The organism is Christensenella tenuis, from assembly GCF_014287795.1.
Taxonomy (GTDB): Bacteria; Bacillota; Clostridia; order Christensenellales; family Christensenellaceae; genus Christensenella; species Christensenella tenuis.
This window is the reverse complement of record NZ_JACOON010000003.1, coordinates 93,677-105,980: the sequence shown is the minus strand read 5'-3', so window position 1 is coordinate 105,980 and position 12,304 is coordinate 93,677. Positions and strand designations below refer to the sequence as shown.

General features: G+C 50.7%; 10 protein-coding genes. All 10 read left to right on the top strand.

Going from position 1 to position 12,304, the window contains the following annotated elements:
• Positions 1 to 22 precede the first annotated feature (22 nt).
• Positions 23 to 916 carry a LysR family transcriptional regulator gene (locus tag H8S18_RS06465; RefSeq protein WP_186857499.1) on the top strand — a complete coding sequence of 298 codons (894 nt, stop codon included), beginning with the start codon at positions 23 to 25 and terminating at the stop codon, positions 914 to 916.
• 239 nt (positions 917 to 1,155) lie between these two features.
• Positions 1,156 to 3,435 (top strand): extracellular solute-binding protein, encoded by a 2,280-nt coding sequence (locus tag H8S18_RS06460; protein WP_186857498.1) that lies wholly within the window; start codon positions 1,156 to 1,158, stop codon positions 3,433 to 3,435.
• 324 nt (positions 3,436 to 3,759) lie between these two features.
• Positions 3,760 to 4,587 (top strand): transketolase, encoded by an 828-nt coding sequence (locus H8S18_RS06455; RefSeq protein ID WP_186857497.1) that lies wholly within the window; start codon positions 3,760 to 3,762, stop codon positions 4,585 to 4,587.
• Positions 4,588 to 4,591: 4 nt separating this feature from the next.
• Positions 4,592 to 5,530 (top strand): transketolase family protein, encoded by a 939-nt coding sequence (locus tag H8S18_RS06450; protein WP_186857496.1) that lies wholly within the window; start codon positions 4,592 to 4,594, stop codon positions 5,528 to 5,530.
• Between the two features lie 15 nt (positions 5,531 to 5,545).
• On the top strand, positions 5,546 to 6,028 hold the full coding sequence (locus tag H8S18_RS06445) for an ureidoglycolate lyase (protein ID WP_186857495.1): 483 nt from the start codon (positions 5,546 to 5,548) through the stop codon (positions 6,026 to 6,028).
• 25 nt (positions 6,029 to 6,053) lie between these two features.
• Positions 6,054 to 6,839: an SDR family NAD(P)-dependent oxidoreductase gene (locus H8S18_RS06440; RefSeq protein ID WP_186857494.1), complete on the top strand. Its 786-nt coding sequence runs from the start codon at positions 6,054 to 6,056 to the stop codon at positions 6,837 to 6,839.
• A 65-nt stretch (positions 6,840 to 6,904) separates the two neighbouring features.
• On the top strand, positions 6,905 to 7,906 hold the full coding sequence (locus tag H8S18_RS06435) for a sugar ABC transporter substrate-binding protein (protein ID WP_186857493.1): 1,002 nt from the start codon (positions 6,905 to 6,907) through the stop codon (positions 7,904 to 7,906).
• Positions 7,907 to 8,042: 136 nt separating this feature from the next.
• Positions 8,043 to 9,563, top strand: a complete 1,521-nt coding sequence (locus H8S18_RS06430) for a sugar ABC transporter ATP-binding protein (RefSeq protein WP_186857492.1) — start codon at positions 8,043 to 8,045, stop codon at positions 9,561 to 9,563.
• Positions 9,550 to 10,533 (top strand): ABC transporter permease, encoded by a 984-nt coding sequence (locus H8S18_RS06425; RefSeq protein ID WP_186857491.1) that lies wholly within the window; start codon positions 9,550 to 9,552, stop codon positions 10,531 to 10,533. The genes H8S18_RS06430 and H8S18_RS06425 overlap by 14 nt, the downstream gene beginning before the upstream one ends.
• Positions 10,533 to 12,173 (top strand): ribulokinase, encoded by a 1,641-nt coding sequence (locus H8S18_RS06420; protein ID WP_186857490.1) that lies wholly within the window; start codon positions 10,533 to 10,535, stop codon positions 12,171 to 12,173. The genes H8S18_RS06425 and H8S18_RS06420 overlap by 1 nt, the downstream gene beginning before the upstream one ends.
• Positions 12,174 to 12,304 lie beyond the last annotated feature (131 nt).

The following is a 12,304-nucleotide window of genomic DNA, read 5'->3' as shown; positions in this document are numbered from 1 at the left end:
TGTATATAAAAGGAGGGAAAATATGCTTGATTTCAGGATGGATACGTTCCTTATGGTGTGCGAAACTATGAATTTTACACGCGCTGCGGAACGGCTCAATATCACCCAACCGGCCGTATCGCAGCACATCCGTTTTCTGGAGGAATATTACGGCGCGAAGCTGTTTGCCTACCAGGGAAAGAAACTGGAGCTCACGGAAGCGGGACGACTCCTGCAAAGTGCGGGACTCACTATGAAACATGATGTGATGGCCTTAAAGGAAGAAATGGGCGGCCTTGGAAGCGGGAAACTCCTGCGTTTCGGCGTTACGCTTACGGTGGGAGAATTTGTGATTCCCGGACCTGCCGCGCGTTATTTGGCGAACCATCCAGGGGTGTCCCTGCGAATGGACGTATCGAACACCAAGGAGCTCTTACGGAAACTCGACGGCGGCGAGATTGATTTTGCACTGGTGGAGGGAAATTTTGCCAAAAATGAATATGAGCACCTTGTCTACGCGACAGAGCCGTATATCGCCGTATGCGGGAAAGGCCATGTGTTCCGAACAGAAGTACATAAAATAGAAGACTTGACTGGGGAACGGATCATCGTACGGGAAGCAGGATCGGGCACACGGGAGATATTAGAACGCTACCTTGAGGGACGAAACCTTATGTTGGAAGACTTTGGGAATTTTGTTGAGGTCAGTAATATTAACGCGATCAAAATGCTTGTTGGGGAAAATTGTGGAATCACGTTCCTGTATGAAGCGGCGGTGCGCAGGGAGTTATGCGAAGGAACTTTGAAAAGGATTCCGCTGGAAGAGTTTGCCCTTACGCACGACCTGACCTTTATCTGGCGCAAGGGAAGCGTGTTTTCCGAAAACTACAGGAAAATATTTATGGAATTGCAGGAAACGCCGGGGACTGCGGTTTGAATGGAACCATGGGCAGGGCAGTGCGTGAAGAGGAAGAAATAAAGCGATTAGCGATTGACTTCACCCTTTATTTCCGATATTATAAAATAAATGAAACGTTCAAAAATATAAATAAATGATGGAAAATGACGAAAAATCTTTTAAAATAAGGAAAATGTGGGAGATTTGGCCTTCTGATTGAATTTGAACAAAACAATTAGAATCATTAATTGGCTGAAGACGAACGGTGAGGAAAAGGTATGCCAGAGATATTTCAGGGGAATCAGGGTAAGGAACGGAAGCCGGAACGGCACAAGATTGCGACTATGCGTGACGTTGCACGGCTCGCCGGTGTATCGCAGGGAACGGTCTCGAACGTTCTTAATGGTGTAAAGGGAGTAAGCAGTGATAAAATAAAGCGCGTAGAAGCGGCGGTGAAAGAGCTTGGGTATGAGCAAAACGCCCTCGCCAAGAACCTGAAGACCAGCAAAAACGGAAATACGATCTATGTGATCTTTCCCAATCTAAACGAACCGGAGTTTGAAGAGATATTTGATGCGGTGACGCGGATGGCGGAAGAGCGCGGTTTTTCCTTGAATGTATTTGTGTGCAGCGAGCTTCCTTACCGGGAGAAGCAAATTTTGAATCAGGCGCGGATGTTCAATGCAGATGGGATATTGCTGATCACTTGCCAGCCCGAAAACGAACGGTTGTTCCAAAAACTGGAAAAGGGCGGCCATCGCGTTGTGGGGATGCTGCGCAAAATCGAAAACTGCGGCTTTGTCGGCATCGACGTCAGGGAGACTCTGATAAAAAATATCAACAGGCAGATTGGCTGCGGAACCAAAAGGATCGCAATGCTGACGGGCCCGCGGGAATATTCTTTCGATACGGCTTGCGTCGATGCGTACCTGAACGCATTGTTTTCCGCCGATATCGAGATCCGCAATGATTATCTGCTGACCACCGAATATGACAAGGAAAGCGCGATGCAGCAAGCGGTCCGCCTTTTGAACCTCAAGGAAAAGCCCGAAGCGATCTATGTAACGAGCGAGGTGTTGGCGGAGGGGGTGCGCAAAGCGGTCGCGCTCACGAGCACCGATGGGAAGGATATTCCCAAACTGATTATTATGAAGAGCAGGCGGTGGACAGATACACCGGCGGCAAATGAAGAAAGCATAATCCTTCCGTATGGGAAGATGGGGAAGATGGCATTCGAGATGCTGGCGGGGTTGATCGGAAAACCGAAAGGAGACGCTGAAGAACGTCTTATAAAGCCCGAAGAAAAGAAAGAAGAACTGTTGAAACTGCAAACCGGAAAGCCGGGAGAAGAACAGGTATGTGTCCTTCTCCCGAACAATCATGCGGGCCGTGCGGTGAAATATCTGTGCAATGATTTTACGAGGAGCACGGGGATCAAGGTGCAGGCGGACCTGATAAATTACCGCGGCATGCTCGATGAAATATGGAGGAGCAGCGATGGAAGATATGATGTGTTTGCCCTTGATGTGCCGTGGGTTAAGGAACTTGTGGTGAAAGGCTGCCTCGAATTATTGGAGGATCATATTGGAGACGCATCCCAACTGCGGGAAAGGTTCCCGGGGCAGATATTCGACGCTTATTCACTGATGAACGGCCGGATGTGGACGTTGCCGTTCAGTTTTACGACGCAGTTACTGTTTTACCGCAAGGATCTTTTTGAAAAATTGAAAAACCAGCGCCTTTATTTTGAGTGGTATAAGGAAGAATTGAGGGTTCCGACGACATGGGAAGAATATAACAAGGTGGCCCGTTTGTTTACCCGAAAGTTCAATCCGGATTCCGATACACTTTATGGGACTTCGCTGTCAGGCAGGGTGCCCACCGGCGCGACGAGTGAGTACCTGCCGCGCATATGGGCGCAGGGGATCGACCTTTTCAACGGTGAGACGGCGATCAACGACCGTGAAAAAGCTGTGTATGCACTGGAAAATTATATTGAATGCTATGACTACGCGCATCCGGAAGCGCCGAACTGGTGGTGGGATGATGAGGCAATGGATTTCTGCCGGGGAAATTCCGCGATGATGGTACAGTATTCCGATCAAGTGACCATCCTGCGGGATAGGAACATATCGCGCGTTGTTGGCAAAGTGGGCTATGATGTGGTTCCGGGGAATGCTTCCCTGTTTGGGGGGTGGTCTATCGGAATGAACAGCCATTCCGGAAAAAAAGAGCAGGCATGTGAATTCATCAAGTGGGCGACCTCGGAGCGGATGTCGGTAGTAAACGCTGTATTGGGGCGGATTGTTCCCTATACGAGCATTTGCGATAGCACGGAGCTCTTAAACCTGTATCCGTGGCATAAGGAGACGTTTGAGGTGTTTAAAGATGCGAAAAAACGCTTCGCACCAAATACGGCGGACGGCAGGTGTATTTCGGAGAATGTGTTTGAGAAGATCATTGGAAGCACGGTAAATGCGGCGATTACGAAAAAATATACGGCTAAAGAAGCGGTGGACCGGATGGATCGGGAGATCGGAAAAATCTATCGGAGATAAACGGAAAATATAAAAAAAGCCGTTCCTCTTTTCGGGGAACGGTTTTTTGTTGGAAGAAAAAGTTAAAATTCAAAAATAAATTTATTGACACGTTACAAAAATTATTGTAATATAAATTTACGACGGAGGCAAACGGCCTCTCTGAGACAATAAACCCCAATATAAAAAAGAAAAATCGATAATAAAAAGACTGAATAAAATAAAAAAACAATATTTTGATACGATACAAATAAATTTTAACGTTTAAAATTTGCGCGGCCAAATGATGCGGTATGAATAGACGCAAATCAAAATAAATGACAATCGGCGGAGGGAGAGGACGCGATGGAGACGCAACGGCAGAAATACCTGGAGGATAAGGCGTGGGAAATACGAAAAACCGGGCTTGAAATGGTGCGGGAAGCAAAATCAGGGCACATAGGAGGTGCTTTTTCCCTTTCGGAAATTATGGCAGTGCTCTATTTTGAAAAAATGAAAATCGCCCCGGAAAACCCGAAATGGGAATTGCGCGACCGGCTGGTGCTTTCTAAGGGGCACGCTACGGTGGCGCTGTATCCGACACTTGCACTGAGAGGTTTTTTCCCGGTAGAACGGCTGAAAACGTTTCGCAAAATCGATGGATCGCTTTCCGGGCACGCGGAAATGAGGAATGTCGAAGGAGTGGATATGTCTACTGGATCGTTAGGGCAAGGGTTCTCGGCAGCGGTAGGGATGGCCCAGGCTGCGAAAATGACGGGGAATGAATGCACGGTCTATGCTATTTTGGGCGATGGAGAGATACAGGAAGGCCAGATATGGGAAGCGATGATGTATGCGGGCGCGCATGGACTCGACAACTTGGTGGCGATATTGGACTGCAACAAAGTACAGCTTGACGGCACTGTGAAAGAGATACTGGATACGGGCGATCTTAAGGCAAAATTTGAAAGTTTTGGAATGCATACGCAAAGGATTGACGGACATAACGTACAGGAGATCGCGCGGGCAATCGACGTGGCGAAGGAGACGCGTCAAAAAGCGCACATGATTATTGCGGATACCATCAAAGGTAAAGGGGTTTCCTTTATGGAAGGCAAAAATCAATGGCATGGGAAAACGCCGAACGATGCAGAATTTGAGCAGGCTTTTGCGGAATTGGAAGCGAGGAACTGAGGAGATGAAAGGAAAAATTTCTACAAGGGACGTATACGGAGATACGTTGAAGGAGATTGGGGCAGATGAAAAAGTTGTTGTGCTCGACGCAGATGTGAGCACCTGCACTATGTCGTGTATGTTTGGGGAAGCTTACCCGGAACGTTTTTTCAATGTGGGGATCGCAGAAGCAAACATGGTCGGCATGGCTGCCGGCATGGCGGCATTCGGGCTCAAGCCTTTTGTGAGCTCTTTTGCAATGTTCATCGCAGGCAGGACGTTTGACCAGATCCGCAATTCGGTGGCATACCCGGGGCTCAATGTGAAACTGATCGGAACGCATGCCGGACTCATCGTGGGTGAGGACGGAGCGACCCACCAGTGTCTGGAAGATATGGCGCTGATGAGGAGCATCCCCGGGATGGTGGTTATTTGCCCGGCGGACGGAAATGAAACAAAACAGGCAGTGCTCACACTAAATAAGTATGAAGGGCCTGCGTATCTTCGGATTGGCCGGGCAGCCGTGGAGACAGTCACCGATTTTGAAGCGTATTCATTCGAGATCGGAAAAGCAGTGGAAATGCGGCAGGGAAGCGACCTCACCGTTATTGCCTGCGGGATTGCCGTGAGCAAGGCGCTTGAGGCAGCGGACATATTAGCGGGGGAAGGGGTACGGACAAGGGTACTCAATATGCATACGATCAAGCCGATCGACCGGGAAGCGGTTATAGCGGCAGCACAGGAGACTGGGGCAATCGTAACAGCGGAAGAACACAACGTTATGGGCGGGCTTGGCAGTGCGGTCGGCGAGGTCGTGGGCGAGTGCTGCCCGGTGCCGGTGCTAAAAGTTGGCACGCAGGATACGTTCGGACGTTCCGGAAACGCGGATCAACTGCTGGAAATGTACGGAATCAGCACTGGTGCGATCATAGAGAAAGCAAGGGAAGCCTTGAGACTGAAATAAACGGAAGGAAATGCAATGAAGACAATAAAAGCAGAGAAATTGACGCGGGAAGCATTTTGGGAATTCGGTACTTATGTGAATATTACGGAGCCGGAAGGCAACAGCTTGGGAGATTTTTTTAACGATAAAGGCCTGTTTCCGGTTTCAGGAGATATGCCGGTCGCCTTCTCTCCGCTCTTGCTGCACGGGGCGGAAGAAATGATAGTCACGATGGCAGAATATCATAATACGACGGGAGAAGGCATTATTGCCATGGACGACGATATCGTGATCCATGTAGCGCCGCCGACAGGTGCGCCTGTCTCCGGATTGACGAGGGCTTTTATTGTGCCTAAGGGGACGATGGTGATCCTGAAAACGGGCGTATGGCATTTCGGAGGTTTTCCGCTCCACAAGGAAGTGGGACATGTGTTAATCATTCTTCCGGAACGCATTTATAAAACGGATTGCTGTGTGGTGGAATATGCAAAGGAAAACCACATCAAAATCGAATTGTAAAAACATTTGGAATGGAGAAGGAATCATGAGCACAAAAAATGTAATGGAACAATTTTCACTGAAGGATAGGGTAGCAATCGTTACCGGCGGCGGGCAGGGGCTTGGCAGGTCTATGGCGATTGCCCTTGCCCAGGCAGGCGCGGATATTGTGATCGCCGCCCGGCGTATCGAGACGGCGCTTGCGACGCAGAAGATTATCGAGCAGGAGGGTGTGAAGTGCACCGTAATCAAGGGGGATATGCGCAATGAGGACGATGTGAAAGCTATGGTCGCTCAGGTGATGGATGAATATGGCAAGATCGATATCCTGTTCAATAACGCGGGGACGTGGCTTGGTGACGATGCAGAGAAAGTGACCACAGAGGATTGGAAGGAGGTCATCGACGTCAACCTCACAGGTCCGTTTATCGTCTCGCGCGAGGTCGGAAAGGTAATGCTTCGGCAGGGCAAGGGGAGCATCGTAAACATTGGCTCTATGTCTGGACTGATCGTCAATACGCCGCAGAACCAGTGCGCGTATAACGCTTCCAAGGGTGGACTCATCATGCTGACTAAGTCTATGGCGACGGAATGGGCAATGCGCGGTGTGCGTGTGAATGCGCTTTGCCCGGGATATATGCGTACGGAGATGAGCGAAGACCGCTATCAGCGCAAGGATCCAGCGATCGAACGCTGGTTCTCCATGACTCCAATGGGACGCTCTGGCCAAACGGACGAACTGATGGGAATCGCGGTTTATCTGGCGTCGGATGCATCCAGTTTTGTGACGGGCGCCACTTATCTTGTGGATGGCGGCTATACGGCATGGTAAGCCGGTTAGAGAAGAAAACATTTTAGCTTAAACGCTAAATAATAAAATAATGGAGGAAAACGATTATGAAAAAACTTTCACTGATCGCTGTAGCCCTGTTTATGGCGATCGCACTTGTCGCCTGTTCGGCAGTCACAACAGATTCAACGGCAGCTGAATCATCCGCTCCGGCTGAACAAAGCACGGAAGCGTCCGCTGCGGCGTCGGCGGCAGAACCGGCGGCGGGCGGAGCGATCAAAATTGGCGTTTCCGTAGCGGATCAATCTAACCCGTTCTATATTGAAATATTGGACGGCATGGAATCTGCGGTTCAAGGGGACGACCAGCTGATCGTAATGGACGCTGGATTTGACGCAGCAAAGCAGATCACGGACATTGAGGATATGATCCAGCAAGGCGTCAGCGTCATGATGATCGATCCTGTGGACTCGAACGGAATCCAGGCTTCGCTGAACGCTTGCAAAGCGGCGGGCATCCCGGTCGTATGCTATAACTCGCCGGTCGATGACGCGAGCCTCGTGGAGAGCACGGTTGCAACGGACAATTTCATGGCGGGCCAGCTGATCGGCGAAGCGCTTGGAGAAGCGCTTGAAGGCAAGGGCAAAGTTGTGATGCTTACCTACAACGTGGCACAGGTCTGTGCAGACAGGGCGAATGGTTTCAAGGATGCGCTCTCTCAATATCCTGATATCGAAATCGTTGAAGAACAGGAAATCCAGCCCGGCGTCGATACGGCAATGCCGGTAATGGAAAATATGCTGCAAGCTTATCCGGACCTCACGGGCGTGTTCGCACTCAACGACCCATCGGCAATCGGCTGTGCGGCAGCCGTTGACAGCGCGGGCAAGCTCGACCAGATCAAGATCGTAGGCGTAGACGGTTCGGAAGACGGAATAGCGGCCATCAAAGAAGGAAAGATGTTTGCGTCGGCTTCCCAGGATCCAGTCGAAATCGGCAAGCAGAGTATTGAGGTCGCATACAAGGTGATAGCGGGTGAAACGGTAGAGGCAGACATCAAGGTCCCGAGTGCGCTGGTTACGGCCGAAACGCTGCAAGCGGGAGAATAATTCAAATTCCAGGATACTGAAAATATCGAGGGATAAAGGGATGTGCCGCTGTCCGTCCGCGGTACGGCGGCACCTTTTCTCTCAAGCGTATGAAGCATATGGAAGATATCGACTGATTGCTTTATGGAGGGCAGGTATGGAAAATGAATACTATCTGGAGATGTCGGGGATCAGTAAGACATTTCCGGGTGCTAAAGTGCTCGACAACATTGAATTCAATGTAAAAGCCGGCGAAGTGCGTGCCCTGATGGGCGAGAACGGCGCGGGGAAATCGACGTTAATCAAAATATTGGGTGGAATCTATGACATGGATTCCGGACAGGGAACGATCCGGATCAATGGAGAGGAAGCCAAAATCAATACTGTACAGGATGCACAGCATTACGGGATCGGTATTATCCACCAGGAGATCAGCCTTGCGGAGAACATGTCGATCGCAGACAACCTTTTCATGGGAAAGGAAATCAAGGGGGGAGCGCTCCTCAACGACCGGGAAATGGTTCGTAGGTCGCAGGCGATCCTGGAAGAGATGGGGCTGGGCGTTGACGCGCGCACGAAAGTGCGGGATCTAAGCATTGCGAAACAGCAGATGGTGGAGATCAGCAGGGCGCTGCTGTCGAACGCCAAAATCATTGTGATGGATGAACCAACTTCTTCTTTGACAAAAACAGAGATAGACCAGCTTTTTTTACAGATAGAAAACCTGAAAAAATCAGGGATCGCCATTATTTATATCTCACACAGAATGGACGAGATCTTTGAAATAGCGGATTCTATTTCCATTCTGCGGGATGGAAAAATGATTGGAACGGATACGGTAGAAAATCTGACGCAGGACAAGGTGATCAGTATGATGGTTGGCCGTGAGCTTTCGGAGATTTTCAAACGGGACGGGAAAATAGATGTGGGCGAGGTTTGCCTGGAAGTCAAACACTATTCCAACGAGAAAATTAGAGACATCAATTTTTCCTTGAGGAAAGGAGAAATCGTTGGGTTTGCTGGCCTTGTGGGCGCGGGACGGACTGAGCTTGCCAGGGCGATCTTCGGGATCGATAAAGTGGATTCCGGGGAGCTTTACATAAACGGAGAACGGGCAAATATTCAAAATACGCAAGATGCGATTAGGTATGGCATCGGGTATGTTCCTGAAGACAGAAAAACGGAGGGGCTGTTCCTGATGCATACGATCAAATACAATACCTCTATCGTCGTCCTGGATAAATTCATTAAAAACGTAGGCGTCAACAAAAAGTATGAAAACGAGCTGATAGGAAAGTATGCGGATGCCCTCTCCATCAAGATGACTTCTCCGGAACAAAAGGTGCAATTCCTTTCCGGCGGCAATCAGCAGAAAGTAGTCCTTGGAAAATGGATGGCCGCCGACCCGGATATCTTTATTCTCGACGAACCGACGAGGGGAGTCGACGTTGGCGCGAAGGCTGAAATCTACCAGTTGATCTATGGCCTTGCCAAACAGGGAAAAGCCGTTATGCTGATTTCTTCAGAAATGGAAGAGATCATCAACCTCAGCGACCGAATCGTTGTTATGCATGAAGGTTCGGTGACGGGAGTGCTTGACAATAACGAAACATCAAGAGCAAAGCAGGAAGAAATTATGTGGTTTGCTTCGGGAGGAAAAGAAAATGCAAAAAATTAGTGAAAATAAGATTGGAGTCGGCTCGAATCCGGTCGTCGTTTTTTTCAAAAACAATATGGGCATACTGATCGCGCTGCTGGCGCTTTGCGCGGTATTATCCATCGCAACGGATTCGTTTTTGACGGCAAACAATCTGCTTACCGTGCTGCGGCAGATATGCATCAATGCATTCCTCGCGATCGGCATGACCTTTGTGCTGATTATCGGCGGGATTGATTTGACCGTAGGTTCTGTGGTTGGGGCAAGTGGAGTCGCGGTGGTTATGCTGATGGAAAGCGGTGTTGCGATCGCCCCGGCGATCATCGTGGCGCTCCTGTTTGGAGCGGCGATCGGCCTGATAAACGGTACGATCATCGCTTTCACCGGCATGCCTCCTTTCATCGTGACACTGTCTTTGATGGGATCGCTGCGCGGGCTGTGTTACCTGATTACGGACGGGCGGTCCGTAGCCTCAAAAAATGAACTGTTTACGGTGATTGGCAACGGCTATTTGTTTGGAATTCCGATACCGATCTATATCCTTGTTGTAACCGCGGTCGTGATGTCGATCCTGCTTTATAAGACTAAATTTGGCAGGCGGATGTATGCGGTAGGCGGAAATGAGAACGCAGCGCGTTTCGCGGGCATCAAGATCAAAGGGCTTACGATCCGTGTCTATATGATCTCAGGTATCCTTTCGGCACTTGCAGGCATCGTGCTTGCCTCCCGGATGTATTCGGGCCAGCCGACGGCGGGTGACGGATATGAGGCGGACGCTATTGCTGCGGCGGTGCTGGGCGGTACGAGCTTCAACGGCGGGATCGGTACGATCGGCGGAACAATCATCGGCGCGTTGGTGATCGGAATACTCAGCAACGGCCTGAATTTGCTCCATATTTCGTCTTATGTACAGATGATTATAAAGGGGCTGGTCATCATATTGGCCGTCGGTTTTGATATTCTGAAGAATAGGAAGATGGCAAGACAGTGATGGAAATGCCTACAAGCGAGAGAGGATACGTGCTGGGAGCTGATTTTGGCAGCGATTCGGTGCGCGCAGTGGTGGTGGATCTTACGGACGGCTCTATGTGTGCGGAAGCCGTATGCACCTATCCCAGGTGGATCAACGGATTGTATCAGTTGCCGGAGGAGGGGATTTTCCGGCAACATCCGGCGGATTATCTCGAGGCGCTGGAAACAGTTGCCGCAGAGGCACTTGGGAAGGCTGGAGATAGAGTGCGAAAGGCAGTGCGGGGAATTGCGGTGGATACCACAGGCTCGACGCCGTGCCCTGTCGACCGGGCGGGAACCCCGCTTGCGCTTACAAGGGGATTTGAAGAAGATACCGGAGCGATGTTCCATCTGTGGAAGGATCACGCGGCAGTCAACGAAGCGGAAGAAATCAACCGTGTACTCTCCGACTGGCATGGTTTGGATTATACCAAGTATCAAGGCGTCTATTCCAGCGAATGGTATTGGGCGAAGATACTTCGTACCAGCCGCTTATCGGAAAAAATACGGGAGGCCGCGTTCAGCTGGGTCGAGCATTGTGACTGGATTACGGGAGAACTTGCCGGCAATACGGATCCGCTGACGATGTACCGCTGTTCGTGTGCGGCAGGGCATAAAGCGCTGTGGCACAGCGAGTGGGACGGGCTTCCGGACGCGGAATGCCTCGGATCGCTGGATCCGGCATTGAAAAAGGCCGCACTCAATTTTGGGAGAAACGTAAAACCTGCGGGAACAAAAGTTGGTATGCTGTGTAAAAAATGGGCGGAGAGACTTGGCCTGCCAGCGGGAGTGGCCGTGGGCGGATGCTCGTTTGACGCGCACGCCGGCGCGGTGGGAGCGGGAGTCCGCGAGAGGATTTTAGTCGCTAATCTTGGGACTTCTGCCGTTGATATGATGATAGAGCGGGCGGAGCGCCTGCCGACCAGGCAGATGGCCTATGCCTGTGGAATGGCGGAAGATTCGATTCTTCCCGGGTATATGGGAATTGAGGCAGGACAATCCGCCTTTGGCGACGTATATGCATGGCTGAAACGGTTCCTGATATGGCCAAGCGAACAATTCGGGGATGAAAAAACGAAAAGGGAGCTGTCGGAAAAACTGCTGGGCGAGCTAACGAGGCAGGCGGAAGCCCTTGATATTGGAAGCGCGTTGCCTGCACTCGACTGGTTCAACGGCAGGCGGTATCCGTATGCCGATGAATCCGCGCGCGGGGCGATCGCGGGGCTTTCCCTTGGAACTGAGCCGCCGCAGGTGTTCCAGAGCCTTGTTCTTGCGACGGCTTTTGGTTGGAAGCGGATCATTGACAGCCTGAGCCGTGAAGGCCTTGCTATTGAAACAATAATCGCCGTCGGAGGGATCGCGCAGAAATCTCCGTATGTGATGCAGACGATGGCAGATGCGTTGGAGCGCCCAATTTATGTTTCGGCGTCCGCGCAGGCCTGCGCCCGCGGAGCTGCGGTTTTCGCGGCGGCGGCATGCGGAGCCTATTCTGACATATTTGCAGCGCAGGAAGCGATTTGCGAAGGATATGTGAGCGAATATGTTCCGAATACCGCGCGGAAGAGAAGTTACGCAGAGGCGTTCCGGCGGTATTGCCGCTTGGGGGAGAGCGTGCGATAAATCAGGCCAAAAATGGGTAAGGATGTGCCGAGGGGCCGGATATGCAGCCAAAAAAAGAATAGAATACTCCCTACTTAGAATGAAATTGATTGATCCGGCAGGCAAGGGCCGGCCCCTGATTTGTTGGCAGA